The organism is Methylobacterium sp. J-067 (assembly GCF_022829465.1).
Classification (GTDB): Bacteria; Pseudomonadota; Alphaproteobacteria; order Rhizobiales; family Beijerinckiaceae; genus Methylobacterium; species Methylobacterium litchii.
On the sequence record NZ_JAKSXZ010000101.1, the window covers coordinates 101944 to 128909 of the forward strand.

At 71.6% G+C, this 26966-nt stretch carries 20 protein-coding genes; 8 read left to right on the forward strand and 12 right to left on the reverse strand.

Annotated features, from left to right (window positions below):
* Positions 1-45: 45 nt before the first annotated feature.
* The 5 genes from MKK52_RS12720 to MKK52_RS12740 form a co-directional block, all read right to left on the reverse strand.
* Complete coding sequence (locus tag MKK52_RS12720) at positions 46-3426, reverse strand: maltotransferase domain-containing protein (RefSeq protein WP_243954237.1); 3381 nt, start codon at positions 3424-3426, stop codon at positions 46-48.
* Positions 3427-3529: 103 nt separating this feature from the next.
* Positions 3530-8431 carry a malto-oligosyltrehalose synthase gene (locus MKK52_RS12725; protein ID WP_243954239.1) on the reverse strand — a complete coding sequence of 1634 codons (4902 nt, stop codon included), beginning with the start codon at positions 8429-8431 and terminating at the stop codon, positions 3530-3532.
* Positions 8428-10233, reverse strand: coding sequence for a malto-oligosyltrehalose trehalohydrolase (gene treZ / locus MKK52_RS12730; RefSeq protein WP_243954241.1), 1806 nt, complete (start codon positions 10231-10233; stop codon positions 8428-8430). The genes MKK52_RS12725 and treZ overlap by 4 nt, the downstream gene beginning before the upstream one ends.
* 181 nt (positions 10234-10414) lie before the next feature.
* Entirely contained in the window at positions 10415-12505 is a 2091-nt protein-coding gene (glgX, locus tag MKK52_RS12735; protein ID WP_243954243.1) for a glycogen debranching protein GlgX, read from the reverse strand.
* A 25-nt stretch (positions 12506-12530) separates the two neighbouring features.
* The gene (locus MKK52_RS12740) at positions 12531-13952 is read right to left on the reverse strand and encodes a trehalose-6-phosphate synthase (protein WP_243954245.1); all 1422 of its coding nucleotides are present in this window, start codon (positions 13950-13952) and stop codon (positions 12531-12533) included.
* A gap of 285 nt (positions 13953-14237) precedes the next feature.
* Here MKK52_RS12740 and MKK52_RS12745 point away from each other — a divergent pair, with 285 nt between their 5' ends.
* Genes MKK52_RS12745 through MKK52_RS12760 form a run of 4 tightly spaced genes read left to right on the forward strand, consistent with a single transcriptional unit; the run spans position 14238 to position 16310 of the window.
* Complete coding sequence (locus MKK52_RS12745; protein ID WP_243954248.1) at positions 14238-14756, forward strand: hypothetical protein; 519 nt, start codon at positions 14238-14240, stop codon at positions 14754-14756.
* Positions 14757-14758: 2 nt separating this feature from the next.
* Positions 14759-15169, forward strand: a complete 411-nt coding sequence (locus MKK52_RS12750; RefSeq protein ID WP_243954250.1) for a phage holin family protein — start codon at positions 14759-14761, stop codon at positions 15167-15169.
* 19 nt (positions 15170-15188) lie between these two features.
* Positions 15189-15560 (forward strand): DUF3618 domain-containing protein, encoded by a 372-nt coding sequence (locus MKK52_RS12755; protein WP_243954308.1) that lies wholly within the window; start codon positions 15189-15191, stop codon positions 15558-15560.
* A 57-nt stretch (positions 15561-15617) separates the two neighbouring features.
* Positions 15618-16310 (forward strand): hypothetical protein, encoded by a 693-nt coding sequence (locus MKK52_RS12760; protein ID WP_243954252.1) that lies wholly within the window; start codon positions 15618-15620, stop codon positions 16308-16310.
* Between the two features lie 70 nt (positions 16311-16380).
* On the opposite strand, the gene MKK52_RS12765 is transcribed toward MKK52_RS12760, so the two are convergent.
* Complete coding sequence (locus MKK52_RS12765) at positions 16381-17892, reverse strand: malonate--CoA ligase (protein WP_243954254.1); 1512 nt, start codon at positions 17890-17892, stop codon at positions 16381-16383.
* 72 nt (positions 17893-17964) lie between these two features.
* Positions 17965-18411 (reverse strand): DUF4188 domain-containing protein, encoded by a 447-nt coding sequence (locus MKK52_RS12770; protein WP_243954256.1) that lies wholly within the window; start codon positions 18409-18411, stop codon positions 17965-17967.
* 53 nt (positions 18412-18464) lie between these two features.
* Between MKK52_RS12770 and MKK52_RS12775 the strand changes: the two genes are divergently transcribed.
* On the forward strand, positions 18465-19049 hold the full coding sequence (locus tag MKK52_RS12775) for a TetR/AcrR family transcriptional regulator (RefSeq protein ID WP_243954259.1): 585 nt from the start codon (positions 18465-18467) through the stop codon (positions 19047-19049).
* Here MKK52_RS12775 and MKK52_RS12780 read toward each other — a convergent pair.
* Entirely contained in the window at positions 19046-20473 is a 1428-nt protein-coding gene (locus MKK52_RS12780; protein ID WP_243954261.1) for a malonyl-CoA decarboxylase, read from the reverse strand. The genes MKK52_RS12775 and MKK52_RS12780 overlap by 4 nt on opposite strands.
* A gap of 92 nt (positions 20474-20565) precedes the next feature.
* On the reverse strand, positions 20566-20757 hold the full coding sequence (locus MKK52_RS12785) for a hypothetical protein (RefSeq protein ID WP_243954263.1): 192 nt from the start codon (positions 20755-20757) through the stop codon (positions 20566-20568).
* Between the two features lie 195 nt (positions 20758-20952).
* Between MKK52_RS12785 and MKK52_RS12790 the strand changes: the two genes are divergently transcribed.
* Positions 20953-22224, forward strand: a complete 1272-nt coding sequence (locus tag MKK52_RS12790; RefSeq protein ID WP_243954265.1) for an MFS transporter — start codon at positions 20953-20955, stop codon at positions 22222-22224.
* On the opposite strand, the gene cobD is transcribed toward MKK52_RS12790, so the two are convergent.
* The gene (gene cobD, locus MKK52_RS12795; RefSeq protein ID WP_243954267.1) at positions 22217-23236 is read right to left on the reverse strand and encodes a threonine-phosphate decarboxylase CobD; all 1020 of its coding nucleotides are present in this window, start codon (positions 23234-23236) and stop codon (positions 22217-22219) included. The two genes, MKK52_RS12790 and cobD, sit on opposite strands and share 8 nt — an antisense overlap.
* Between cobD and cbiB the strand changes: the two genes are divergently transcribed.
* Together cbiB and MKK52_RS12805 are read left to right on the forward strand one after the other, a co-directional pair.
* On the forward strand, positions 23228-24211 hold the full coding sequence (gene cbiB / locus MKK52_RS12800; protein ID WP_243954269.1) for an adenosylcobinamide-phosphate synthase CbiB: 984 nt from the start codon (positions 23228-23230) through the stop codon (positions 24209-24211). The two genes, cobD and cbiB, sit on opposite strands and share 9 nt — an antisense overlap.
* A gap of 188 nt (positions 24212-24399) precedes the next feature.
* Positions 24400-25317, forward strand: coding sequence for an NAD(P)-dependent oxidoreductase (locus MKK52_RS12805; protein ID WP_243954271.1), 918 nt, complete (start codon positions 24400-24402; stop codon positions 25315-25317).
* Between the two features lie 4 nt (positions 25318-25321).
* Here MKK52_RS12805 and MKK52_RS12810 read toward each other — a convergent pair whose 3' ends face one another.
* Together MKK52_RS12810 and MKK52_RS12815 are read right to left on the reverse strand one after the other, a co-directional pair.
* Entirely contained in the window at positions 25322-25498 is a 177-nt protein-coding gene (locus MKK52_RS12810) for a hypothetical protein (protein ID WP_243954273.1), read from the reverse strand.
* A gap of 120 nt (positions 25499-25618) precedes the next feature.
* Complete coding sequence (locus tag MKK52_RS12815) at positions 25619-26953, reverse strand: MFS transporter (protein ID WP_243954275.1); 1335 nt, start codon at positions 26951-26953, stop codon at positions 25619-25621.
* Positions 26954-26966: the final 13 nt, after the last annotated feature.

Here is a 26966-nt window from a genome sequence, read left to right on the forward strand (position 1 = left end):
CGGCCGGGCGGCCTTCGTAGAAAGCCGCAGGTGCCACGGGCAGCCTCAGCCCGCAACCCGGCGTGGTGGGGTGAGACGCCAGATCACGCAGGAGCGTTCCGCCGGATCGAGGGCGATGCGGTGCCCCTTGCCCCGGAGCGAGAACGTGTAGCCCTGCAGCAGGTCCTCGACCTCCACCGCCCCGTCGTCGGGCAGGCCGAAGAGCCAGAGGGGCACCTCGTAGCTGCATTCCTGGCGGTTCTTGGGATCGAGGTTGACCATCACGAACACGCAGTTGTCGCCCTCCGGCGTCGTCTTGGCGTAGGCGACGATGTTGTCGTTCCAGGCCGGCGTGAACACGACGTTGCGGAAGTCCCACAGGGCGGGGTTGTCGCGCCGGATCCGGTTGAGCTTGACGATGTGCTCCCGGATGTTGCCCGGCCGGTCGTAATCCCAGGCCTTCAGCTCGTACTTCTCCGAGTTCAGATACTCTTCCTTGCCGGGGTAAGGCGCGGCCTCGCACAATTCGAAGCCGTTGTAGATGCCGTAGACGGAGGAGAGCGTCGCGGCGAGCGTCGCCCGCACCACGAAGCCGGCCCGGCCGCTGGTTTGCAGGTAGTAGGGATTGATGTCGGGCGTATTCGCGAAAAAGTTCGGGCGGTAGTACTCGCCCATCTCGCCGGCGAGTTCCGTGCTGTACTCGATCAGCTCGGCCTTGGTGTTGCGCCACGTGAAGTAGGTGTAGCTCTGCTGGTAGCCGGCCTTGGCGAGCTTCTTCATCATCTTCGGCCGGGTGAAGGCCTCCGCGAGGAAGATCGCGTCCGGGAATTGCCCGTTCACCTCGCCGATCACCCATTCCCAGAAGGGAATCGGCTTGGTGTGCGGGTTGTCGACGCGGAAGATCCGCACCCCGCGCTGGCACCAGCCGAGGAGGATGTCGCGCAGTTCGATCCAGAGGGAGGGCAGGGCCCCGCCGTAGAAATGGACGTTCGAGATGTCCTCGTATTTCTTCGGCGGATTCTCGGCGAACTTCAGGGTGCCATCGGGGCGCCACTCGAACCATTCCGGGTGGTTCTTGATCCAGGGATGGTCGGGCGAGCACTGGATCGCGAAATCGAGGGCGATCTCCATGCCGTAGGCGTGGCTCGCCGCCACCAGCCGCTCGAAGTCCTCCAGCGTCCCGAGGTCCGGGTGGACGGCCTCGTGGCCGCCCTCCTCCGCGCCGACCGCGTAGACCGAGCCGACATCGCCGGGCAGGGCCTTCAGGGTGTTGTTCTTGCCCTTGCGGTTGGTGCGCCCGACCGGGTGGATCGGCGTGAAATAGAGCACGTCGAAGCCGAGTTCGCGGATCTCCGGCAGCCTTGCGATCACGTCGTCGAACGTGCCGTGGCGGTTCACGTCCATGGATTGCGAGCGGGGGAAGATCTCGTACCAGGCCGAGAACCGGGCCGCGAGGCGGTCGGCGATCACGGGAATCGCCACCGGGTAGCGCGAGCGGTTGACCCGCTCGGCATGGGGCCGCACCAGGGCGACGGAATCCGGCTGGAGAATCTTTTCCAGTTGGGCGGCGGACCCGCTCTGCTCGGCGGCGAGCGCCGCGACCAGGGCCGCCAAGCGGTCCTTGTCACGGCCGGTGGCGAGCGAGGCGGCGTTCTCCACCAGGGTCACGCCCTCGATGGTTTCGAGCCGCACATCGACGCCCGCGTCGCGCTTCTTGATCGTGTCGCGCATCCACGAGGCGAAGGGGTCGCGCCACGCGTCGATGGTGAACTCGTAGCGGGCGTTGCGCTCCAGGGGGAAGCGGCCCGCCCAGCGGTCGTTGTCCACGAAGACCATCGGGTCCTCGCGCCATTCCGTCGTGCCGACGACCCGCGACAGGATCGCGGCGGCGATGATCTCGTGGCCGTCGGAGAAGATGTCGGCCTCGACGCGCAGGTCCTCGCCGACGATGCGCTTGACTGCCGAGCGGCCCCCGTCGAGTTCCGGCGTCACCGCCTCGATGACCACCCGGCCCTCGCCCTCGGGCTCGCCACGGGTGGGTTGGCGGGCGACGCTGGCGCGGCTCGCGGCGAGGATGCGCAGCTCCCCCGGCGCGAGGTCGACATGGCTGCCGCCGTGGAAGGCGATGGGCTCGACGCCCGGCGTGCGGTCCACGAAGGGGCCGAGCATCCCGCCCGCGCGGGCGATGAGCGGCCCAGCCTCCACCGGCTCCGGGGCCTCGGTCGGGTTGTAGAGCACCAGCACCGCGTGGCCCGCCGAGGCGTGGTGGCCGGTGTCGTAGCGGACGAGGGCGACGAAGCCCGCATCCGGCGCCGAGAGGCGCATCTGCGCTCCCTCGACGTTGGCGGCGGGCAATTCGGCCTTGAGGGCGTTGATGGCGCGGATCGCGTCCGAGATGTCGACGCCGGTGTCGTGCTCCCGGTCGCCCGGGTGGCTGTCGACCACATGGAGCGCCCGGCGGTAGCCCCATTCGTAGCCGATCGGCATCAGCACGCCGGCCGAGAAGAAGGCGGCGAGCGCGTAGCGGGTGCGCAACTGCGTGGCGACCGCCTCCTTGCCCCCGCCGATCCCGGCGGCGAGGCGGGGCATGTCGTGGTTCTCGGGGAAGGCGATGGAGGGGGCGAGCACCCGCAGGCGCTCGTATTGCTCCAGCGCCCAGGGCTTCTTGAGGTCCCACCACGCGAAGGAATTGAACAGGTAGTCGAAGCCGGCGCCGGCGGTGGCCCGCGCCTCCTCGAAGGTGCAGCCCAGGGTCTCGGCGGCGAAGAGGCAGGCGGGGTCCTTGTCCTTGGCGGCGGCGATCAGCACGCGCCACACCTCCGGCGGGACCTTGTAGGCGGCATCGCAGCGGAAGCCGCCGACGCCGAGATCCTGCATCCGCGCGACGTAGCCGGCGAAGATCTCCGTCAGCGCCTGCCGGGCGACGGGGCTGTGGTAGTCGAGTTCGGCGAGATCGCCCCAGACGGTGCGGATCGACGGGTCGTCGGGATCCACCGCGGCCGGGTGCATGATCGACCCGTCGGGCTCGCGCATGAACAGGTCGGGCCGCTCGTGGACGAGGCGGGCGTTGTCGGCGGTGTGGTTGATGACGAGGTCGGTCATCACCGAAATGCCGGCCGCGCGGGCGGCGGCGCAGAACCGGCGGATCTGCTCGTCGTCGGGGGTGCCGTCCTGGTCGCGCAGGCGCTCGTCGAGGCTGTCCGTGTCGGCCACCGCGTAGAGGCTCTTCGAGCCGCCGGTCTGGTGGAACGGGTTCAGGTAGATCCAGTCGAAGCCGAGATCGGCGATGCGCGGCAGCTCGGCGGTCCAGGCCGAGACCCGTCCCACGAGCAGCGGGAACAGGTTGTAGATCCGCGGCCCCTCGGCCCGGGGCGCCAGGGAGGCCGGCAGCGTGCCGGGGGTTCCCGTCGCCTGTGCGGGCGCGGCGGCCTTGGTCGGTGCGTTCATGCGGATGCCTCTTCTGCTGCTCGCTAACGCGTGAGGTGGCCGGCCGTGCCGGCCTCACGCGTGCCCTGCCCTAGCCCGAGACCTGTGACGGTCTCGGGTCGCCTCACCCCACCCGCCGCAGCACGGCGTAGGGCAGGTCCCGGAAGAGGGTGCCGGCGTCGGCCCCCTTTCCGTCGATCGCCCGCCCGGTGACGACGTCGCGCCAGCGCGTCCCCGCCCCCAGCGCCAGGGTGGTGCCGGCGAAGGCCTCGCCGGACCACATCGTGTCCCCGACGAGCCCGGAGAACAGGCGCGGCACCGCGACGACGAGGTCGCCCTCCCCGGCCGGATCGAGATCGGTGCGGCGGAAGGCGAGCACATGCGCCGCCCGCTCGCCCGTGGCCTCCACCGCCTCGTAGCCGGCGCGGGCGAAGAACTCCGGCCGGGCAGCGCGCTCGGCCAGCATTCGGTGGAGCGTCGCCTGCTTCACCCGGCCGTCCGGCCAGTGCGACAGGAGCGGCGCCACCTCGCCCTCCCCGTCGATCATCCGCGTCAGGGCGGCGTAATCGACCGGGCGGCGGTTGTCGGGATCGACGAAGGAGAAGTCCCAGATTTCCGTGCCCTGGTAGGTGTCGGGCAGGCCCGGCAGGGTCGTCTTCAGCACGGTGCGGCCGAGGCCCGCGAGCATCCCGAGATGGGCGAGGCGCTGCGCGAAGGGGCGCAACTCCCGCAGGAAGTCCGAGCCCGGCGCGATGATCGCCTCGAACAGCTTGCGGACGGTGCCCTCGTAGGTCTCGTCCACGTTGACCCAACTCGACCGGCGCTTGCCCTCGCGCATCGCCTTCTCGGCATAGGCGTTGAGGCGCTCGCGGAACGACTCGACCGCCGGCCGGTCCTCGCCCTCCAGCAATTCGAGGGGCCACGCCCCGAGGATGGCCTGGAAGAACATCCACTGGTCGTTGGCGTCGGGCGCCGGCTCGCCGTCGATCCGCGAGAGATGCGGGCCGCTGGTCTTCTGCCAGAGGTCCCAGGCGCCGGCCCAGCCCTCGGGCATCTCGGAGAGGGCGAGGAGGCGCGAGCGGGCGTCCTCGCCGCGCTTGGTGTCGTGGGTCGCCGTGGCGATCATGGCGTTCGGCCAGTCGCGGGCGCGGGCGGCCTGCAGGTCGTGGAAATGCTCCACGTCGATGCCGTACTCGCCCGGATCGCCGCCGACCTCGTTGAGGCCGAGCAGCGCCGCGTAGCGGTAGAACAGCGTGTCTTCCAGGCTCTTGGCCATGACCGGGCCGGTGAGCTGCTGGAATCGGCGGCGGAAGCGCAGCACCACGTGCGGGTCGGGCCGTCCGGGGCCGGAGGTCTCGATCCGGCCGAGGAGCACGTCCCGGGCGAAGTCGTGGACCGAGCGGTCGGGCAGGCTCGACCAGCGCTTGGCCTTGGCCACGGCGCCCTCGATGAGCCGCACGTCCTCCGGCTCCACCTCGCCCTCCTCCAGATCGGCGGGGAGATAGCTGCGGTAGGTCGGGAAGCGCGCGATGATCTCGATCAGCGCCCGGCGCAGCGCGTTGACGGTGAAGTCGCGGGTGCGGCGGTCGCCGTCGGCGACCTCCTTGAGGTCGCTCGTCAGCACTTCGAGTTCGCTGGCGAAGCTGATCTCCAGGATCTCGGCCTTGGCGGCGCGCAACTGCACGCCGTAGGGCTCGTCCATGCCGGTCGCCCATTCGTAGAGGCGGCGGACCTTGGTCTGCTTGCCCTTGTCGACGAGCACGCCGTCGAGCTGGTTCAGCACGTCGTAGCCGGTGGTGCCGGCGACCGGCCAGGGCCGCAGGCGCTCGCCGGGTTCGAGGATCTTCTCCACCACCACGTAGAAGCCGGGACCCACCGCCGCCTGGAGCGCGCGGGCATAGCCCGCCGGGTCGGCGAGACCGTCGATGTGGTCGATGCGCAAGCCGTCGATCCGCCCTTCGCGGATGTGGCGGAAGACCACCTCGTGCGAGCGGTGGAAGATGTCCGACTTCTCCACCCGCAGGCCGGCGAGCGAGTTCACATCGAAGAAGCGGCGGTAGTTGATGTCGCTCGACGCCACCCGCCAATGGGCGAGGCGGTAGGCCTGGGCTTCGAGCAGCCGGTGCAAGGTGCCGAAGCTGTCGGGCCGGCCCTTGAAGCCGTTGAGCAAGGCGAGCGTCCGCTCCGTCGCCTGCTGGATCGAGGGCGACGTGGCGTAGACGGCGGCGAGCCGTTGCTTCAGGTCCTCGGCCTCCTCCGGGAAGCCCCGGCGGCGGGTCTCGTCGGTGTCGAGCGACATGGCCCGCAGCCGCTCGGAGATGGCGAGCAGTTCCGCCGTCGTGTCGTCATCGACCGCGCCGATGGCCGCGAGCACCCGGCTCAGGATCGTCGGGTAGCTGAAGGGCCGGATCGGAAGCTGGTGCTCGAAGTGCCAGACGCTGAACGCGCCCTTTTCGGGATCGAACTTCAGTTCGAGGAGGCCGTTCTCCAGCGCCTCGCCGTAGCGCTCGCCGAGGAACGGGATCACGAGGTTGCGGCCGGCGCCGAGGCGCTGCCAATCGATATCGAAGGCGTGCGCGAAGGGGGACAGGGCGCCCCATTCCAGCACCGAGAGCCACCACGGGTTGTCGGACCCGCCGACGCCCATGTGGTTGGGCACGATGTCGAGGAGGAGCTTCAGCCCGTTGGCATGGAGGGCGTCGGCGAGGCGGGCGAAATCCTCCTCGCCGCCGAGTTCCGGGTTGATCCGGCCGTGATCGACGATGTCGTAGCCGTGGGTCGAGCCGGGCCGCGCCTTCTGGAGCGGCGAGGCGTAGACGTGGCTGATCCCCAACTTGGCGAGATAGGGGACGATCCTTTCGGCATCCGCGAAGGTGAAGTCCTTGTGGAATTGCAGGCGGTAGGTCGCCCGCGGCGGGGCGTCGGCCAGCCGCGAGGCGCTGCGCGCGCCCCGGTCCTCGGCCGAGAGGGCGGCGGCGAGCTTGGCCAGCGGCCCGCCCGGCGCGGCGATCTCGGACAGGTCGCGGTCGAGCTTGCGCCGCCAGTTCGGATAGCCCTCCGTCGAGCCCGGCACGTTGGCCTGGGCGAGTTCGGAGACCACGTCCTCGTATTGCACGGCCGTCAGCACCGAGGGGGCGCGGGCGAGGTAGCGGGCGGCGCCCTCGAAGGGCGCGGCCTCCGGCGGCTCGGACTCAGGGAGCAACTGTTCCCCGGCCAGGGCCTCGGCGAGGCGGCGGCGCTCCACCACCCGCTCGCCGCGCTCGGCCTCCGCCCGGTCCTGATCGTAGAGGCCCAGCGACTGGCGGGTGTCGGTGTCGACCCCGCGCCACCAGCCGACGAAGGTCGGCAGGTCGTGGGTGGTGATGGCGGTGAGCGCGTCGCGCGGGTAGGCGCCGGGCGCCTTGAACCGGCCGTCGCCCTCGCGCTCGAAGGCGAGGATGCGGTAGCTGAGGACGCCGGCCTTCATCAGCGCGTCGGAAAAACCCTCCGGCGCGGTGCCGAGGTCTTCGGCGATGACGAGGCACTTGTTGCGGTGGCTCTCCAGCCGCAGCACCGCGAGCATCGGCTCGAAGGGCATGGCGACGTAGGCGCCGGCATGCGCCCCCTCGCCCAGCGGGATCAGGAACAGCCGGGCGAGCTGGAAGGCGTGGTCGATGCGGATCGCGCCGGCATGGCGCATGTTCGCCTGGACCAGGGCGCGGAAGGCGGCGAGCCCATCGCGCTCCATCTCCAGCGGGTCGAAGGCGGGCAGGCCCCAGTTCTGGCCCTTGGGCGCCAGCAGGTCCGGCGGCGCGCCGATGGAGACTTTGTCGGCGAAGCGCTCGGGATGGGACCAGATCTCCGATCCGCCCCGGTCGGCGCCGACCGCGAGGTCGCGGTAGAGGCCGAGCCGCATCCCGGCATCCTGCGCCGATTGCGAGGCGGCGGCGAGCTGGGTGTCGGCGAGGTATTGCAGCCACGTGAAGTAGCTGACCTCCTCCGCGTGGTCGGCGGCGAAGGCGGTGACGGAGTCCGTGCCGGCGCGGCGGAAATCCTCCGGCCAGTCGCCGAGCCAATGGGCGCCGCGCCCCTTGAAGTGGGCGGACAGGGCCTCGAACAGCGCGTGGGAGACGAGGTCTTCCCCGCCTTCCCGCCGGAAGCGGTCGAAGGCCTCGTCGGTGCCGGCCCGGGCCGGGGAGTCCACCCAGAGCGCCCGGAGCACCGGATCGAGCACGGCGGCGACGCCGGCATGGTCCACCAGCGCGGCCTCGCGCAACGCCGCCACGGCGGGGGCGGACTCGGTCAGGATCTGCTCCGCCCGCGAGCCCTGCAGCCCCGGCAGGGCGCGGGGCGCGATGAACAGGGTTTCGAGGAACAGCCGCGAAGAGGGCGAGTAGGGCGAGATCTTGGTGCGGTCGGAGCCGAACAGGGCGTGCACGGGGCTCAAGCCCAAGAACGCCGCGCCGCGGAGCGCCGCCTCGCGGGCCGCCTCGCCCGCGTCGGCATAGGTGCCGATGCCGATGTTGCCCGGGGAGCGGAGCCCGTAGAGCTGCGCCGCGAGACCCCAATCGGAGGCGCCCTCCTCCGCATAGGCGCGGGGGCGCCAGCAGCGCTGCGGCGCCGAGATGACGAAGGACTCCGCGCGGGCCTCGCCCACGGCCACGGTCAGGCGGTGATAGCCGGGGGTCAGCGGCGGCAGATCGAAGGCCGGGTCCGACGGGGTGATCGCGGCGCGGCCCTCGCGGGCGGCCCCGCGCTCGTCCACGAGGCGCCAGACCAAAGTGCTCGCCCCGCCGGGCAGGCGCAGCGGGATGCGGGTGGCGCGGCGTGCCTCCACCGGCAGGAGCGGCGGCACGAGGTTGCAGCGCAGGCTACGGACGGCGTCCAGCCCCTCCCGCAATTTGGCCTCGTCCGCGACGGGGAAGCCCAAGGCGGCGAGCAGGCCGACGCGGACGTCGAGGGAGATCTCGACGGGCTTGCCGAAGGCATCCGTGTAGCCGGCTGCAACGCCGACGAGATCGGCGAGGTCTTCCTTGAGGCGGCTCACGAACGGGACTCCGTCAGGACCACGCCGGTCCAGGGGGGCAGGGATGCGCCGCGCCCGTCGGGCGCGTTCGTCCAGACGGAGCGGCCCTTGCCCGGTTCGACCGTGAAGGGCTCGTCGCCGAAATTCGCCACGAAGCGGAGGGTGCCCGCCGCGAAGGTCCAGGTGCAATCGATCACGTCCGGCCGGGGCAGGTGCGCCTGCGCGCCCGCGATGCCAGACTTCGCTAGCGGCACCACCACGTCGCGGCGCAGGGCGAGCAGGTGCGTCGTGTCGGCGAGCACCTCCCGGTGGGGGGAGCGCTCCCGCTCCGACCAATCGAGCTTCGAGGCGAGGAAGGTCTCCTCCTCGGTCGGGTCGGGGATCTTGGACGTGTCGTCCGCGAAGGCGGCAAAGCTCTTGAACTCCTTGCGGCGCCCTTCGCGCACCGCCTTGTTCAGCTCCTCGTCCGGCGCGAAGTCGACGAAGAACAGGAACGGCGTCGAGGCCGACCATTCCTCGCCCATCCACAGCATCGGGATCTGCGGCGCCAGCAGGAAGCCCGCGCGAGCGAGCGCCAGCTTGTCCGGGTCGGCGAGGTGGTTCAGGCGCTCGCCGAGCGCGCGGTTGCCGACCTGATCGTGGTTCTGGAGGAAGGTGACGAAGGCCGACGGCGGCAGGTGCGCGGAGGGCTCGCCGCGCGGATGGTTGTCGAGGGTCGGGAAGGGCTCGCCCTGGTAGGCAAAGCCCTCGGACAGGCAGCGAGCGAGGCGTTCGACGGGTTTGTCGGCAAAGCTTTCATAATAGCCGGCATCCTCGCCGGTCAGGAGGACGTGCCAGCAATGGTGCAGGTCGTCCGCCCATTGGGCGTCGTGCATCCGGGGCCGTCCGCCCGCGTCGCGTTCGAGCCAGCGGGCCTCGTTCTTCTCGTTCTCCAGCATCAGGTGGATGTGCCTGCCCGGGAACCGCTGCCGGACGGTCTCGCCGAGTTCGCCGAGGAAGTGTTTGGCGGAATCGTCGAGGATGGCGTGGACGGCGTCGAAGCGCAGGCCGTCGAAGCGGTATTCCTCCAGCCAGTACAGGGTGTTCTGGATGAAGAACTGGCGCACGGTGGCGCCGCTGTCCTTGCCGTCGAAATTGATGCCGGCGCCCCAGGGGGTCTGGTGGCGCTCGGTGAAGAAGGTCTTGGCGTAGGCGTGGAGGTAATTCCCGGCCGGGCCGAAATGATTGTAGACCGCATCGAGATAGACCATCAGCCCAAGGCCGTGGGCCGTGTCGATCAGGCGCTTGAGGTCGTCGGGCCGCCCGTAGGCGCCGTCCGGCGCGTAGGGCAGCACCCCGTCGTAGCCCCAGTTGCGGCTTCCCTTGAAGTCGGCGAGCGGCAGCAGCTCGATGGCGGTGACGCCGAGCGCCTTCAGGTCGGGCAGGCGCTTCTCGAGGCCGGCATAGGTGCCCTCCGGCGTCGCCGCGCCGACATGGCATTCGTAGATCACCGCCTCATCGAAGGGGCGGCCATGCCACGCGTCGTCGGTCCAGGCGAAGGCGCGGGGGTCGATCACCTCGGAGAGGCCGGACACGTCCTCCGGCTGGAAGCGCGAGGCGGGATCGGGCGCGACGAGGTCGCCGTCGATCCGGAAGCCGTAGCGGGCGCCAGGCTTGATGCCGGGGAGTGCGGTGCGCCGCCAGCCGCCGCCGGATTCCGGCAACGGGTGCTCGGTGCCGTCCACGACGACGGTGACGCTCCGGGCGGTGGGCGCCCAGAGGGCGAAGCGCACGCCGCCCTCGACGATCTCGGCCCCGAAATCCATGCTGTGGGCATGCCGCATCTTAGGCCGCCATCCTTTTTCGCTCGCGTCGGATCCGCCGCGAAGCGGGGCCGCACCCTGGTGATGGGAGAAGGCCCCGGCTCCGATCCGGTTCCCATGCAACGCACCTAGCGCGCCAAGTCGCGTCGAGGATGCCGGGTGGTGCAGATCAGGGCCGCCGTCATCGCGGGCGGAAGCCGCCTCACGGCGCTCCCGAGGCGGTCAGCATCAGGACCGAGCGGCCCGGCAGGGGCACGGCGCCGGACGCCGGGTAGGCGGGGGCGTCGGCGGCCGGCTCGCCCGTGGGGCGCGCCGTGTCGAGGGACGGCGTCCAGGGGCCTCCGACGATGGGGGCGAGGCGGAAGGCCACCTCCTCCTCCCCGCCGTTGAACAGGATCAGCAGCCGGTCGGCCTCGACCCGGTCGTTGCCGATCTGCATCCCGAAGACCCGCAACCCGTCGTCGCCCCAGTGGCGGCCCTCCATCTCGACGCCCTCGGGGGAGAGCCAGTGCACGTCGCGCAGGGGCTCCTCCGGATCGATGAGTTCGCCCGTGAAGAAGGCCCGCCGCCGCAGGGCCGGCTGCGCGCGGCGGACGCTCAGGCAATGGGCGACGAAGGCGGTCAGGTCCGGGTCGGGATCGGACGTCCAGTCCATCCAGCTCGTCGGGTTGTCCTGGGCGTAGGCGTTGTTGTTGCCGCCCTGCGAGCGCGAGCGCTCGTCGCCCATCAGCAGCATCGGCACGCCCTGCGCGAGAAAGATCGTGGCGAGCATGTTGCGCTTCTGGCGGGCGCGCAGGGCGAGGATGCGGGAATCGTCGGTGTCGCCCTCGACCCCGTAGTTGCGGCTGACGTTGTGGCCGTGGCCGTCGCGGTTGTCCTCGCCGTTGGCGTGGTTGTGCTTCTCCTCGTAGGCGACGACGTCGGCCAGGGTGAAGCCGTCGTGGCTCGCGATGAAGTTGATGCTGGCGAGCGGCGAGCGGCCCGACTGGGCGAAGGTCTCCCGCGAGCCGGTCAGCCCCTGCGTGAGCTTGGCGAGCGTGCCCGAATCCCCCCGCCAGAAGCCCCGCGCGGCGTCGCGGAACCGGTCGTTCCACTCGCTCCAGCCGCGCGGATAGCCGCCGAGCTGGTAGCCGCCCATGCCGATGTCCCAGGGCTCGGCCACCATCTTCACCCGCGCCAAAACCGGGTCCTGCGCCACCGCCTGGAAGAAGGCGGCGCGGGGGGTGAAGTCCACGGGGGAGCGCCCGAGGCTGGAGGCGAGATCGAAGCGGAAGCCCGCGATGCCGTAGGCGCTCACCCAGTGGCGCAGGGAATCGAGCACCATCTGCATCACGCGCGGATGGCTCACGTCGAGGGTGTTGCCGCAGCCGGTGCAATCGAGGTCGCGGGACGGGTCGCCCGGCTCGGCCTTGTAGTAATTGGCGTTGTCGATGCCGCGGAAGCTCAGGGTCGGCCCGGTCAGGCCGCCCTCGGCGGTGTGGTTGTAGACCACGTCGAGCCAGGTCTCGATGCCGGCGGCGTTCAACTCGCGGATCGCGGCCTTGAGGCTGCCGACGCCACCCTCCCCGAGATAGCGCGGATCCGGGGCGAAATAGCCGTAGGGCTGGTAGCCCCAGAAGTTCACGAGGCCCTTGTCCACGAGGAACCGGTCGTCGGCGAAGACCTGGATCGGCAGCAGTTCCAGGGCCGTGACCCCGAGCTTGACGAGGTGGTCGATGATCGCCGGGTGGGCCATGGCGGCGTAGGTGCCGCGCTCCTGCTCGGGGATCGCCGGGTGGGTGCGGGTCAGCGCCTTGACGTGCGCCTCGTAGATCACCGTCTCCGAGAGCGGCCGGCGCACGGGGGTGAGGGCGAGGTCGGGCACGTCCGGGGCGGTGACGACGCCGCGCGGCATGTAGATGGCGCTGTCGCGGCGGTCGATCCGGTCGGCGCGGGTCCCGCTCCGGCGGTGGCTATAGAGGGCGTCGTGCCAGCGGATGCGGCCCCGGATCTCCCGCGCGTAGGGGTCGAGCACGAGCTTCGAGGCGTTGAAGCGGTGGCCGTTGGCGGGGTCCCACGGCCCATGCACCCGGTAGCCGTAGAGCTGCCCCGGCAGGAGGCCGCGCAGGTAGCCGTGCCACACGTCGTCGGTGCGGCAGGGGAGCCGCACGGTGCGGGTCTCGTGCCGCTCGCCGGGCTCGAACAGGCAGAGGTCGACCGCCGTCGCGTGTTCGGAGAACAGGGCGAAGTTCACCCCGCGCCCGTCGAAATGCGCGCCGAGCGGTGCCGGCACCCCGTCATCGACGGCGATCATGGGCGTGGTCCGGACAGGATCGGGGTTATTCCGCCGCGGCGGCGGTGGTCGGCGGCTCGCGCTCGGTGGTGCGGAAGGCTTCCAGCTCGACGAGGAAGTTGCGCGCCCACCAATCCACGTCCTCACGGGCCATGCGCTCGGCCATGGGGCGCCAGCGCGCCACGCGCTCGGCCTTGGGCATGTAGAGCGCCATGCGGATCGCCTCCGCGACCTCGAACCGGTCGTAGGGGTTCACCAGCAGGGCCTCCGGCAATTGCCTTGCCGCGCCCGCGAATTTCGAGAGCACCAACACGCCGGGATCGTCCTCGCTCTGGGCGACGACGTATTCCTTGGCGACGAGGTTCATGCCGTCGCGCATCGGCGTGACGAGGCCGACGCGGGCCGCCCGGTAGAGGCCCGCCAGCACGGGCCGGGGATAGGCCTTGGTGATGTACTGGATCGGCGTCCAGGCCGGGTCGCCGAGCGAGCCGTTGATCTCGCCGACCTTCTCGTTCACGTCGCGGGCCAGCTGCTCGTATTCCGGCACCTCGCTGCGGGATTTCGGGGTGATCTGGATGTAGGTGACGTTGCCGCGCTGGTCGGGGTTCGAGGCGAAGAAGCTCTCCACCGCCTCCATCCGCTCGGGCACGCCCTTGGAATAGTCCAGCCGGTCGACGCCGATCAGCAGCTTGCGGGTGCGCAGGCCCGCCATGGTCTCGCGGACCACCTTGTTGGAGCCGGCCTTGTCGGCGGCCTCTTGGAAGCCCGCCACGTCGATGCCGATGGGGAAGCTCTTGAGCCGGGTGCGGCGCCCGTCGACCATCAGCGAGCCGCCGCCCAGCGGAATGGCCCGCAGCGTGTCGATGAGGTTGCGCTGCAGGTTCTGCACGTCCGGGTCGGTCTGCAGGCCGATCAGGTCGTAATCGACGATGGCGCGCAGCAACTCGCCGCTCGCGGGCAGGGAGTTGAACACGTCCGCCGCCGGCCACGGGATGTGGTGGAAATAGCCGATCGGGTTGTCGAGGCCGAGGCCCCGCAGCTCGGCGGCGAGCGGCAGCAGGTGGTAATCGTGGACCCAGATGATGTCCTCGGGCTCCACCAGCTTGGCCAGCGCCCGCGCGAAGGTGCGGTTCACCCGGCTGTAGCCGGAATAGTCCGAGCGCGAGAAGGCGCCGAGCCCCAGCCGGTAATGCATGATCGGCCAGAGGGCGCGGTTCGCGAAGCCGGCGTAATATTCCGCGTGATCGCGGGGGGAGAGATCCACCACCGCGTATTGCACTCGGCCCCGGTCGATGAGCGTCGGCTCCTCGGAGGGCTCGTCGGTAATGCGCCCGCTCCAGCCGAACCAGAGGCCCTCATAGGCCGAGAACGCTTCCTTGACCGCCACCGCCAGACCGCCAGCCGCGACGGCCTTGCCGCCCTCTTCCGGGACGGCCACGCGGTTCGATACGATCACAAGGCGTGCCACGCGGGTGGGCTCCCGTTCTTGGCGCGAAAACCCCGCGCCGACGCACAGATACCGTGTGTAGAACGCGCCTGAATGAGACACGATCCTTAACGCGATCAACCCAAGCGCGAAGCCGGGCCCGGGTCAAGCAGGGCTGGGTCCGCGAGGGTGACGCCCGGCTGATGCCATCCCCCGCGTGAACGCAAGCTGAGCCTTGCGGGTTTCGAGGCGAATCGAGGAACTGTCCCAGGCGCAGCCGGTTACACAGCCGTCGCGGGACACCGCGACAAAAGGAGTCTGAGCGCGATGGCCGAACCCGAATTCCCGCACGACGTGCCGCACGGTGCCGCCGGCCAGGCGTCCGCCTCCGGGCCGGACGGGACCGAGGGTGCCCGCGCCAAGGCCGAGTGGCGCGGCCTGCAGGGCGATGTGGAGAACCTCGCCGGCGTCGCCGCCGAGCAGGGCCGCGGCCTCCTCGACGCCGCCCGCCTCCAGGCTCAGGATTACGTCGAGCGCCGCAAGGGCGAGGCGGCGCAATCGGTGCAGGACCTCGCGCGCTCCCTGCGCGGCTCCGGCAAGGACATGTCCGACAAGCCGCATGTGCGCGCCTTCTTCGACAGCGCGGCCGACGGGCTGGAGCAGCTCGGCACCTCGATCGAGCGGCGCAGCCTCTCCGACTTCTACGGCGAGGCCGAGTCCCTGGCCCGCCGGGCGCCGGTCGCCGTGGCGGTCGGCACCTTCATGGTGGGCCTGCTGGCCGCCCGCTTCATCAAGTCCTCGAACGCTCCGCCGGACGACGACCTCCGCGACGAATTCCGGGCCTGACCATGAGCCAAGGATCCGACCCCCGCCCGGGCGCCAGCTCGATCCAGAGCCTGATCGGCGACGCCCTGCGTGAGACCAACGATCTCGCGCGCAAGGAGATCGCCCTGTTCCGGGCGGAGATGGCGGGCAATGTCCGCCAGCTCATCGCGGGCCTCGCCTGCATGATCGGCGCGGCGGTCTTCGCCGTGGTGGCGCTGCTGGTGCTCATCGACGCCTTCGTGAAGTGGCTCGCCACCATCGTCGGCTCGGAATGGCTCGCGGCGCTCATCGTTGGCGGTACGCTGTTCGTCCTCGCGGCGGGCATGGCCCTGTGGGCCCGGAGCGTGCTCTCGCTCTCGACCCTGGCGCCTACCCGCACCACCCGTCAGGTTCGACAGGACGCCCAGGCCCTGTCGGAACGCGTCTCAGGATGAGAATGCCGTCATGAGTTCGATGAACGACCTCGAACGCGAGATCGAGGAAAGCCGCGCCCGTCTCGATGAGACGATCGACCAGATACAGGGCCGCCTCTCGGTGCCCAATCTCGTCGACGAGATGCTCGGCAACGCGCGCCGGGTGCCCCAGCTCGCCACCGCCTACGACGGCGCGCTGGACGCGGTGCGCCGCAACCCCGTTCCCGTACTGCTGATCGCGGCCGGCGTCGGGATGCTGTTCAGCCGCATGGCCAAGGAGACCGAGCGGCGCCGCACGCAGGTTTCGGCGGCGCGGGTGGACAGCATCGCCACGGACGCCGTGCGCGACTACGACCCGGACGGCCCCGCCGCCCGGCCGGTCCACGACCCCGTCGAGAAGACCGAGATCTGACCGCCCCGCCCTGCGGGACCTCTCCGACACCGTAAAACGACCGCCGAGGATACGAGCATGACCGACAAGCCGGGCTTCCCCGCGGGCGAGCCGTTCAACCCCGCCGCCGCGCCGGGCGCCGCCGGGGACCACACCCTGCGGCCCGACCCCGCCGGCCGCCACGACCCGCTCCCCGGCGCGGCCACTGCCGCCGCCGACCGGGCCGCCGACACGGCCCACGATCTGGGCGACAAGGCCTCCGATCTCGCCGACCGGGCGCGGGAGCGGGTCGCCGGCCTCGCCGACGACATCCACGACCGGCTCAGCGGCTCCGCCGACCGGGTGCGGGACAAGGCCGAGGCGGCCTACGACGAGGCACGCGGCCGGGCGGGCGACCTCCACCGCCGCCACATGCGCCAGCTCGACGACCTGACCGTGCAGGGTCTCGACGGCCTGCGCCGCAGCCGCACCCAGGTCGAGCGCTTCGTGGAAGACAACCCGCTGCTTGTCGGCGTGGTGGGCGTCGCCGCCGGGCTGCTGCTCGGGGCGCTCCTGCCGCGCACCCGCCAGGAGGACCGCAGCCTCGGCCCGTATGCCGACGAGGTCCGCGAGGAAGGCCTGCGCTACGCCCGCGAGATGACCCATCGCGGCCGGGAATTCGTCCAGACCGCCCTCGATCCGGACAATCTCAACGAAGCCGTCCGCAAGGCGACCGGGGCCGAGGACGACCGCACCCCGCCAGCTGGCGAGCGGACGCAGCACAACCTTTAAGGCCGACGGGAAAGGCGCGGGTTTCCCCTCTCCCCGCCTGCGGGGAGAGGGGGATGGCTTTCGGCGAACGCTACCCCCCGAACAACCCCTTGTACTGGTCCCGCAGCACGTTCTTCTGCACCTTGCCCATGGTGTTGCGCGGCAGCTCGTCCACGAACAGGACGCGCTTGGGGCATTTGAACTTGGCAAGCCGCCCTTCGAGGTCGGCCACGACGGCGGCCTCGTCCGGGGCGGCCTCCCCGCCGACCACCACCGCCGTCACCGCCTCGCCGAAATCCGGGTGCGCCAGGCCGATCACCGCCGATTCGACGATGCCGGGCAGGCCGTCGATCTCGGTCTCGACCTCCTTCGGGTAGACGTTGAAGCCGCCTGAGATGATCAGGTCCTTGCCGCGCCCGACGATGTGGACGTAGCCCCGCGCATCGACCTTGCCGAGGTCGCCGGTGATGAAGAACCCGTCCGGCTTGAACTCGGCGGCGGTCTTCTCGGGCATGCGCCAGTAGCCTTTGAACACGTTGGCGCCCTTCACCTCGATCATCCCGACCTCGTCGGTGCCGAGGCGGGCGCCGCTCTCGGGGTCGACCACCCGCAGGTCCACGCCCGGCAGGGGGAAGCCCACCGTGCCCGCCACCCGATCCCCCTCGTAGGGGTTCGAGGTGCTCATGTTGGTCTCGGTCATGCCGTAGCGTTCGAGGATGGCGTGGCCGGTGCGGGCCTGCCATTCCCGGTGCGTCTCGGCGAGCAGCGGCGCCGAGCCCGAGGTGAACAGGCGGATGCCCCTGGCCGCCTCGGGGGTCAGGCCCGGCTCCTTGAGGAGCCGCGTGTAGAAGGTGGGCACGCCCATCATCGACGTCGCCCGCGGCATCAGCTCCAGGATCTTTTTGACGTCCAGGCGCGGCAGGAACAGCATCGTGCCGCCGCTCGCGAGCACGGTGTTCGTCGCCACGAACAGGCCGTGGGTGTGGAACACCGGCAGGGCGTGGATCAGCACGTCGGCGGCGGTGAAGCGCCACGCCTCGACCAGCACCCTGGCGTTGGAGGCGAGGTTGTCGTGGGAGAGCATGGCGCCCTTGGAGCGCCCGGTCGTGCCCGAGGTGTAGAGGATCGCCGCCAGATCCTCCGGCCCGCGCGGCACGTCCGCGAAGGCCGCGCCGTCCTGCGCGTCGGCCGCCTCGGCGGCGCTGCCCGTGCCGGCCGCGTCGAGGGTCCAGACATGCCGCACCCCGGCGGCAGCCTCGGACAGCCCCTCGCGCTTCCCGGGATCGCAGACGAAGACCGCAGGCTCGGCATCGCCGAGGAAGTAGCCGATCTCGGCCGGGGTGTAGGCGGTGTTGAGCGGCAGGAACACCGCCCCGGCCCGCACCACGCCGAGATAGAGGAAGATCACCTCCGCGCTCTTCTCGACCTGCACGGCCACCCGGTCCCCCGGCGCGACGCCCGCCGCCGTGAGCGCGGCGGCGTAGGCGCCGGAGCGGGCGATCAGGTCACCGTAGGAATGGTGCCGGCCCTCATGGGTCTCGATGACGGTCTTGGCGGGGTCGGACGCGCCGTCCCGCACGAGGGAGAAGAGGTGGTTCGTCATCGGAAGGCCGGGTTGGTGGCTGGCGTCTTATCCCGCCTCTCTAGCCGCCCCGCCCGGCTCCCGCGAGCCCTTTCAGGCGGCAAGCCGCTGCCGGGACGACAGAAAGCCCCCCTCCGGCGCCTTCTCCGGCGCGAACAGGGCGAGGCCGGTGGGCACGGGCATGCCGACATAGATCGCCTCCATGCCGCCTCGCGCATAGGCCTCGTGCCAGAAGCCGGACCCCTTGGATTCGCGCGAGAAATCCCGCCACCACGTCCGGTGCGGCTCCGAGCGGGTGAAGCGCTCCAGGCTGTCGAGGTCACGCCAGTACTGCCGCATCCCGACATGGGTCAGCCCGAAGAACAGGTTCTCATGGGCCAGGAGTCCGTCGGGCCGCGCCCGCACCGCGTCGGCGATGCCGCGCCCCACGCCCATCAACGCCAGCAGGCCGCGCCAGCGCGTGACCCGGAAGCCGAGATAGACCACGACGAGGTCGGGATAGGCGGACAGGTCCACCGAGCGGCGGGAGGGGGCTTGCATCCTGAACCTCGTGCCTTCAGCTTACACCGTAAACGTAAGGCGGTGTGCGTACAGTGTCAACATCGATCCAAGAGGACCGGCCCTATCATCGCGGCGACCTGCGCGCGTCCCTCCTCGCGGCGGCCCTCGACCAGCTGGAAGAGGGCGGCGCGGCGGATCTGTCCCTGCGGGCGGTGGCCCGTGCCTGCGGCGTCTCGGCCATGGCCCCCTACCGGCACTTCAAGGACAAGGACGCCCTCCTCGACGCGGTGGCGGGGCACGGCTTCGCGGAACTCGCCCGCGTGCTGGAGCAGGCCGATGCGTCCGCGGAGGCCGCCGAGGCCCTGGCCGCGCAGGGCGCCGCCTACGTCGCCTTCGCCTGCCGCCATCCGGCGCTGTTCCGGCTGATGTTCACCGCCCCGTGCCGGCCCAAGGACACAGGGCGGGAGGGGTCGCCGGCCTACGCGATCCTGCAACGGCGGGCGGCGTCGCTCGCGAGCGAAGCCATGCCGGCGGAGGATCTGACGCTCGCCGCGTGGTCGCTGGTCCACGGGCTCGCCGCGCTGATCCTCGACCGGAGGATTCCCCTGGCGCCGGCTGAGAGCGACGCCCTCGCCCGGCGCATCACCCTCGGCTTCGCCCGGCTGACGCGCCCTTAGGCGTCCGCGAGCGCCACGGCGCGGGGCGGCGGGAGCTTGGCGCGCAATTCGCGGCTGACGGACGAGGAGGCCGCCACCGTGCCGAGATTGGCGTAGGTCTCGTGGTTCTTCTCGATGGCGCCGAGGTCGTAGAGGTAGTTGACCATCAGCCCGTGCGACTGCGCCAGTCCCTTGTCCGAGACGTCGCCGAGAAAGTTGATCCGCTCCAGCCGCGCCCCGTTGCCGAGGTGGAACCGCGCGACGGGATCGAGGGGCCGCCCGCGCTCGTTCTTGGCGCGCAGGAAATAGGCCGCCGCCGCCGGGATCATCGCCTTGCGCACGGTCTCGGCGAGCGCCTTGTCCTCGTGCCAGCCGGGGATGTCGAGGCCGCGCAGGGCCTCCACGTCCTCCGGCAGCAGGCCCTGCGGGCTGTCCGCCCGGCGCTCGCGGGTGAGCCACGCGGAAAAGCCCGGCACCGGCGAGAGGGTGACGAAGGTCTTCAGGCTCGGGATCTCGCGGGCCAGATCCTCCACCACCTGCTTGATCAGGAAGTTGCCGAAGGTGACGCCCGCGAGGCCCTTCTGGCAGTTCGAGATCGAATAGAAGATCGCGGTGGTGGCCGCGCGCGGCGGCAGGGGCTTGCGCTCCCGCGACAGGATCGGCGCGATGGCCGGGGCGATGCCCTCGGTGAGCGCCACCTCGACGAAGATCAGCGGCTCGTCGGCCAGCGCCGGGTGGAAGAAGGCGAAGCAGCGCCGGTCCGGCGGCTCGATCCGGGCGCGCAGGTCGTCCCAGTCGGCGATGGCGTGCACCGCCTCGTAGCGGATGATCTTCTCGAGGATATGCGCCGGGGTCGTCCAGTCGATGTGGCGCAGCACCAGGAAGCCCCGGTTGAACCACGAGGCGAACAGGTGCTCGAAATCCGAATCGAGGCTGTCGGCGGCGTCGAGCAGGGCCTTGTCGGCATGGCCGTCCTTGGCGCCCTTGCGCAGGTCGCGGCGCAGGTCGAACAGGTCCTCGCGCATCCGCACGAGGCTCAGCGTGCCGCCCCGCGCGAGGTTGAGGCGGCGGATCAGTTCCTGGCTGCGCGGCTCGGCGGCCTCGTGCAGGGTGCCGAGGCGGGCGCGGCTCGGGTCGGCGAGGTAGGCGGTGATCGCCGCGTCGACGGCGCGGTCGTCCGCCCCGAAATCGAGGGCGATGGCCCGCAGGAACTCGTGCCGCTCGGCGGGCGACAGGCTGGCGTAGCGGTCGAGGATGGCGCGGGCGAGGGCGACGCCGGACGCCTCGCCCCGGCGGGAGATGAGGTCGTCGCAGAGGCGGGCGAGGTCGGCGGCGCCGGCCCGGACGGCGATGTCCCCCCGGCCGAGGCCAACGAGGTCCACGAGGTCGCGGCCCCGGTCGCTGATCGTCTGAAGCAGGTCGCCGAAGAAGGAGATCGCCGCCATCGCCCTCGTGACCCCGTCCTGCCGCGCTTGTTCGCCCCTAGTCTAGGGCGCCGACGCCGCCACGGCCAAGGCCAAAGCGACGCCGAAGCGTCTCAACCCTGTGGTGAGAGCATCGCGAGGTCGGCGCGCTCGCGCCAATCCCCCACGCCGTGCTGGCGGGCGAAGCGCAGTTCGGCGGCGCGCTTGGCGCGGTCGGGGTCGCGCGCCCGGCTGATCTCCACGGATCCCACCGTGAACGGCACCCCGAGGATCTCCTTGGCGAAATCGACCCGGTAATTCAGCATCCCGTACTCCTTGCTGGGGGCCCTCCCCCGGCTCTCGCCGGGAACGGATCGGCGCCCCGATCGTAGAATGACGGCGGGGCCGGGCCTGCGGCGGTGTGAACCACGCCGGGCCGGACCCATGCGGATTCGGACCCGCATCGATCTCATATGGTGCGGGTGCGGGCCGATGGCAGGTGCGCGAGGCGGGGCGCGGCCATGCGGCGCGTCTGCTTGCCGGGCCCGCTTGCCCGTGCGCGAGATCCCCGCCGTTCCCACCCCCGACCTTGCGAGGGCGCCCTGTCCGCCACCCTTTCCGCGCCCGCCCCCCTCGACGGCAAGGCGAGGCTCGGCCTGACCCTGATCGCGGGCGGCGCCGTGGCCAACATCTATTACAACCAGCCGCTCCTCGGGCTGATCGTGGCCGAGTTCGGCGACCGCGCCGCCCTCTGGGTGCCGACGACGGCGCTGGTCGGCTACGGGCTCGGCATCGTCGGCCTCGTGCCCCTGGGCGACGCCCTGCCCCGGCGGCGGCTGATCGTGCTGCAATGCCTCGCCCTCGCCCTGGCGCTGCTGGCCGTGGGCCTGAGCCGCAACCTCCTGGCGCTCGCCCTGGCGCATCTCCTCGTCGGCGTTCTCGCCTCGGCGGCGCAGCAGGCGGTGCCCTTCGCCGCCGAACTCGCCCCCGATGCCAGCCGGGGCCGGGTGGTCGGGCAGGTGATGACCGGGCTCCTCACCGGCATCCTGCTCGCCCGGACGGCGAGCGGCTTCATCGGCGCCCATCTCGGCTGGCGGCCGGTCTTCCTCATTGCGTCGGGCGTGGCGCTCGCCATGGCGGGGATCGCCGCGGCCACCCTGCCGCACACGCCCCAGACCCATCGCCTGCGCTACGCCGCCCTGATGACCTCCATCGTCGGGCTGGCGAAGACGCAGCCGGTGCTGCGCACCGCCGCCCTGTCGCAGGGGCTGCTGTTTGCCGGCTTCAACGCCTTCTGGGCGACGCTCGCCCTCCTCGTGGAGGCCCCGCCCTTCGGCCTCACCGCCGCCGGGGCGGGCCTGTTCGGGGTGATCGGAGTCTGCGGCGCCTTCGTCGCCCCGCTCTCCGGCCGCTTCGCCGACCGCAAGGGCGCCAAGCCCGTGGTGCTCGGCGGGAGCCTGCTCGTCGCCCTGTCCTTCGTGATCCTCTGGGCGGCGGGGACGTGGTCCCTCGTCGCCGTGGCGGTGGGCGTGTTCCTCATCGACATCGGCATGAACGGCGCGCTCATCGCCAACCAGACCCGCGCCTACGCCCTGGTGCCCGGCGCGCGGGGGCGGATCAACACCGTGCTGTTCACGACGATCTTCGTCTTCGCGGCGGTCGGCGCCTATGCCGGCTCGCAGGCCTTCCTGCTCGTGGGCTGGCCGGGCGTCTGCGCGGTGGGTCTCGGCTTCTCGGCCCTGGCGGTGCTGGTCGCCGCACGGGACCCGCACCCGGCGAAGCGCCCTATCTGAGCACCCGCGACAGCCGGCACCACGCCGCCTTGTCCGCCGGCAGGCCGAAGCGCAGGCGCTGTGGGCGCTCAGTGAAGCGGCGCACGGCGATGCCGGCTTGCGCGAGCCCCCGGTAGAGGCCGGGTGCATCGGGAAAGTCGGCCGTGCGGAACAGGCGCGTGCCGCCGACGATCCGCCCTTCGGTCCGCAGGATCATCCGGTCGAGGCGCGCGGCATCCAGGCCCCGCGCCCGCGCCGCCGCCTCGCGCCACGCGCCGTCCGACAGGGCGGCGGCGCCGATGGCCAGGGCCGGGCCGGACACCGCCCAGGGGCCGAGCGCCCCGGCGATCCGCCCCGCCGTGCCGGGATCGGCCACAGCGAAGCCGAGGCGCAGGCCCGCCAACCCGTAGGTCTTGCCGAAGGAGCGCAGCACCACGAGACCCGGCCCGACATGCGGGCACAGGCTCTCCACCTCTTCCAGATCCGCGAAGGCCTCGTCGGCCACGAGGAGCCCGCCCCGCGCGCGCATCGCCGCCGCGAGGGCGAGGCGGTCGGCGAGGGGGTCGGTGCGCCCGTCCGGGTTATTGGGATCGACGGTCACCGCCACCCGCGCGTCCCCGATTTCGGCGAGGCCCGTCACCTCCCGCACCGCGTGCCCGGCCCGCCGCCACGCGGCGGCGTGCTCGGCATAGGTCGGGCCGACGACCGCAACCTCGGTCGGGGCCACGAGGCGGGGCAGGGTCTCGATCAGGATCTGCGTGCCGGGCGCGGCGACGACATGCTCCGCCCCCGGCGCGCCGTAGGCCCCGGCGGCCGCCGCGCGGAGCGCCAGGAGTTCGGCGGCTTCCGGCAGGCGCAGCCACGCGCTGGCCTCGACGGGCGGCACGGGATAGGGGACCGGGTTAATCCCCGTCGACAGGTCGAGCCACGGCAGCGGCGCGTCGGGGAAGGTTCTTCGGAGGTCCCCGAGGTCGCCGCCATGGGCGATCACGGCGGCCTCACGCGCGGAAACGCTCCACACCGAATGGTCCATCCGCCCGACACGCTCGCCTGTCTCGCCATCGCCCTCGGGATCGAGGCGGCGGCCGGCTATCCGGACGCGCTCTACAGGGCCATCGGCCACCCTGTCACCTGGATCGGCCGGCTGATCGCCGCCCTGGAGCGCGGGCTCAACCGGGGCTCGGAGCGGCGCCGCCGCCTCGCGGGGGTGCTCGCCCTGATCCTGCTGCTGGCGGTGGTCGGCGGCGTCGCCGGGCTCCTCACGGCGGCGGCGGGGCTCGCCGGCCCCCTCCCCGCCCTCGTCCTCACGGGCGTGCTGGCCGCGAGCCTGCCGGCGCAGCGCAGCCTGCACCAGCATGTCGCGGCGGTGGAGACCGGCCTGCGCGCGGGCGGGCTGGAGGCCGGGCGCCGGGCTGTGTCGATGATCGTCGGGCGCGACCCCGAGCGCCTCGACGGGCCGGCGATCTGCCGGGCGGCGATCGAGAGCCTGTCCGAGAACTTTTCCGATGGGATCGTGGCGCCGGCCTTCTGGATCGGCGCCCTCGGCCTGCCCGGCGGGGCGCTCTACAAGGCCGCCAACACCGCCGACAGCATGATCGGCCACCGCACCCCCCGCTACGCCGCCTTCGGCTGGGCGGCGGCCCGCTTCGACGACCTCGTGAACCTGCCCGCCTCCCGCCTCGCCGGGCTGCTCATCGCCGGGGCGGCGTTCCTGCACGGCGCGGATGGGCGCGGCGCCCTGCGGGCGATGGCCCGCGACGCGCGCCGCCACCGCTCGCCCAATGCTGGCTGGCCCGAATCGGCCATGGCCGGGGCCCTCGGCCTCCGACTCGCCGGGCCGCGCGTCTACGACGGCACCCTCGTGCCCGACGCCCATATGGGCGACGGCCGCGCCGAGGCGACGCCCGACGACATCGGCCGGGCGCTCGCGCTCTACCGCAAAGCCTGCTGGCTCCAGGGAGGGCTGGTGGTGGGGCTCCTGGCGCTCGGGTTTGCGCTGGCGGGGTGATCGGGACTTCCCTCCCGCCCTCCCCCTCATCCTGAGGTGCGGCGTCAGCCGCCTCGAAGGAGGGCTCCAGGGATCGCCGCGTGCTCTGGAGGCCTCCTTCGAGGCCCGCTGGAGCGGGCACCTCAGGATGAGGGTATGGATGGGAACGGGACAGACTCTGTCGATGTCCCATTCAGCCGGAGACACCGATGCGCGCCGTGTTCGTGGATGCCAGCGAGACCCTGGCCGAGGTGGCCCGCCGCCTGAGCCGGCCCGGCGATCCGCCCCTGACGATCCATGCCGACCCGAACACCGTCCCGGAGGACCTGCCCCGCCTGCTGGCCGGGGCGGAAGTCGCGCTCATTGACCACACCGCCCTGCCGCTGTCCGTCGCGAGGGCCTGCGCGGGGCTGAAGCACGTCGTGTTCCTCGGCACGGGCGCACGCAGCTACATGGACCCGGAGGCGCTGGAAGCCGAACTCGGCGTGCAGGTCCACCTCATCCGGGGCTACGGCGACACGGCGGTGGCCGAATGCGCCTTCGCCCTGATGTGGGCCGCCGCCAAGGGTCTCGCCTGTATGGACGGGGCGATGCGCGCCGGACACTGGCTGCGCACCGACGGCATCCAGCTCACCGGCAAGACGGTGGGCCTGATCGGGTTCGGCGGGATCGGCGCCGAGATGGCCCGCCTCTGCGCCGGGATCGGCATGCGGGTGATCGCCTGGAACCGGACGCCCCGCACCCATCCCGGGGTGGACTTCGTGGACCTCGACACCCTGCTCGCCGACAGCGACGTGGTCTCGCTCCACCTGCTGCTCACCGACGAGACACGGGGTTTCCTCTCGGCGGAGCGGATCGCCCAACTCAAGCCGGGGGCGCTCCTCGTCAACACCGCGCGCGGCGCGCTCCTCGACGAAGCCGCGCTGGCACAGGCCCTGCGCGAGGGGCGCCTCGCCGGGGCGGGGCTCGACGTGTTCGTGGAGGAACCCCTGCCGGGCGGGCACCCCTTCGCGGGGCTCCCGACCGTGACGCTCTCGGCGCATTCGGCCTTCCGCACGCCGGAGGCGAGCGACAACCTGATCGGTGCCGCCCTCGACCATTGCCGGAGGATCGCAGCCGGAGGCTAGGGCCTCAATGCTCCGTGCCGGGCATGTTCGGGCGGGCCGGCCCGCCATGGTCGCGGATCACGCTGGACCGTCCCGGATGGCCCTTCAGGTCGGCGACCTGCTTGCGCGCGGCGGCGCCCAGGAACCACAGGGCTCCGATCGTGCCGAAAGCCAGAAACAGCAGGGGGTAACCGTTGCTCATGTTCGCGTCCTCCCGGCGTCCCCTCCGGCGGAAGGACGCTGTGTCAGATCGCGTATCCGTCGGATTCCGTGAGGAGCCCGCCGCGCCGGTTCATGGTGAACGCGTGGGCCAGGATTCCGTTCAGGCCACCCGGACCTCCCGGCGGGTGGCATCCCGGCGCAGGGCCGACAGGACGAGGAACATCAGCCCCGCGCCGGCCGCGAGGCAGGCCGCCAGGAACAGCATCGGCACGAGGTCGCTGCGGGTGGCGTCGCGGATCATCGGCACCGCGTTCTGGGCCACGAACCCGCCGAGATTGCCCACCGAGTTGATCGCCGCGATCCCCGCCGCCGCCGAGGCGCCGCGCAGGAAGGTGCCGGGCATCGACCAGAAGACCGGCTGCGCCGAGAAGGCCCCCGCCGCCGCGACGCAGAGGCAGGCGAACTTCACCGCGTTGCCCGGCAGGATCACGCTCAAGGCCAGCCCCGCCGCGCCGACCAGCGCCGGCCCGACCACGTGCCACGTCAGGGCGTTGCCCGTCGCCCCCGTGCGGGCGGCGTGGCGGGGCACCCACCACAGCGCGACCGCCGCCCCGAGCCAGGGGATGACGTTGATGAAGCCGTTGGCGAGGTTCGAGACGCCGAACCCCTTCACCACCGTGGGCAGCCAGTAGCTCAGCCCATAGGCCGCGAGCGGCAGGCAGACATAAACGCCGGCCAGCATCTGCACCCGGCGGTCGAGGAGGGCGGCGAAGGGGTTGCCGTGCTCGACATGGCCGGTTCCCGTCCGCTCCGCCTCGATGGTGCGGGTGAGCCACGCCTTCTGCGCAGGGGCGAGCCACGGCGCCGTGGCGGGGCCGTCCGGCAGGACGAGGAGCACCACCACCGCCAGCAGGAGCGCCGGGCCGCCGGTCGCCAGGAACACCCATTGCCAACCCGCCAGCCCCAGCACCCCGTCGAGCCCGAGGAGCGCCCCGCCGACCGCCGCCCCGACCGCGTTGGCCAGCACCGAGGCGATCATGAACCAGCCGATCATCCGCGCCCGGTGGGCTTGCGGGAACCACAGGGTGAGGGCGAACAGCACGCCGGGGAAGAACCCCGCCTCCGCGACCCCGAGCAGGAAGCGCAGGACGTAGAACATCGTCGTGCCGTGGGTGAAGCCGAGGAGGATCGTCACCAGCCCCCAGGTGAACATGATCCGCGCGAACCAGATCCGCGCCCCGACCTTCTCCAGGAAGACGTTGGCCGGCACCTCGAACAGGAAATAGCCGAGGAAGAACAGCGAGGCCCCGAGCCCGTAGGCGGTCTCGCTGAGGCCCAGCGCCCCCACCATCTCCAGCTTGGCGTAGGAGATGTTCTGTCGGTCGATATAGGCGACGAGGTACATGAGCCCGAGCAGCGGCATCAGCCGCAGGGTCACGGTGCGGATCGTGCCCTCGCCGAGATCCGCCTCGGCCGGGCCTGCCTCGATCGCCATGGTCGCGTTTCCT

What these genes read in the sequence shown, in the direction of transcription:
- MKK52_RS12720 (WP_243954237.1), bottom strand. Translation starts at nt 3,426, where the DNA reads ATGAACGCACCGACCAAGGCCGCCGCGCCCGCACAGGCGACGGGAACC.
- treZ (WP_243954241.1), bottom strand. Translation starts at nt 10,233, where the DNA reads ATGCGGCATGCCCACAGCATGGATTTCGGGGCCGAGATCGTCGAGGGC.
- glgX (WP_243954243.1), bottom strand. Translation starts at nt 12,505, where the DNA reads ATGATCGCCGTCGATGACGGGGTGCCGGCACCGCTCGGCGCGCATTTC.
- MKK52_RS12745 (WP_243954248.1), top strand. Translation starts at nt 14,238, where the DNA reads ATGGCCGAACCCGAATTCCCGCACGACGTGCCGCACGGTGCCGCCGGC.
- MKK52_RS12750 (WP_243954250.1), top strand. Translation starts at nt 14,759, where the DNA reads ATGAGCCAAGGATCCGACCCCCGCCCGGGCGCCAGCTCGATCCAGAGC.
- MKK52_RS12755 (WP_243954308.1), top strand. Translation starts at nt 15,189, where the DNA reads ATGAACGACCTCGAACGCGAGATCGAGGAAAGCCGCGCCCGTCTCGAT.
- MKK52_RS12760 (WP_243954252.1), top strand. Translation starts at nt 15,618, where the DNA reads ATGACCGACAAGCCGGGCTTCCCCGCGGGCGAGCCGTTCAACCCCGCC.
- MKK52_RS12765 (WP_243954254.1), bottom strand. Translation starts at nt 17,892, where the DNA reads ATGACGAACCACCTCTTCTCCCTCGTGCGGGACGGCGCGTCCGACCCC.
- MKK52_RS12770 (WP_243954256.1), bottom strand. Translation starts at nt 18,411, where the DNA reads ATGCAAGCCCCCTCCCGCCGCTCGGTGGACCTGTCCGCCTATCCCGAC.
- MKK52_RS12780 (WP_243954261.1), bottom strand. Translation starts at nt 20,473, where the DNA reads ATGGCGGCGATCTCCTTCTTCGGCGACCTGCTTCAGACGATCAGCGAC.
- MKK52_RS12785 (WP_243954263.1), bottom strand. Translation starts at nt 20,757, where the DNA reads ATGCTGAATTACCGGGTCGATTTCGCCAAGGAGATCCTCGGGGTGCCG.
- MKK52_RS12790 (WP_243954265.1), top strand. Translation starts at nt 20,953, where the DNA reads ATGCGGCGCGTCTGCTTGCCGGGCCCGCTTGCCCGTGCGCGAGATCCC.
- cbiB (WP_243954269.1), top strand. Translation starts at nt 23,228, where the DNA reads ATGGTCCATCCGCCCGACACGCTCGCCTGTCTCGCCATCGCCCTCGGG.
- cobD (WP_243954267.1), bottom strand. Translation starts at nt 23,236, where the DNA reads ATGGACCATTCGGTGTGGAGCGTTTCCGCGCGTGAGGCCGCCGTGATC.
- MKK52_RS12805 (WP_243954271.1), top strand. Translation starts at nt 24,400, where the DNA reads ATGCGCGCCGTGTTCGTGGATGCCAGCGAGACCCTGGCCGAGGTGGCC.
- MKK52_RS12810 (WP_243954273.1), bottom strand. Translation starts at nt 25,498, where the DNA reads ATGAGCAACGGTTACCCCCTGCTGTTTCTGGCTTTCGGCACGATCGGA.
- MKK52_RS12815 (WP_243954275.1), bottom strand. Translation starts at nt 26,953, where the DNA reads ATGGCGATCGAGGCAGGCCCGGCCGAGGCGGATCTCGGCGAGGGCACG.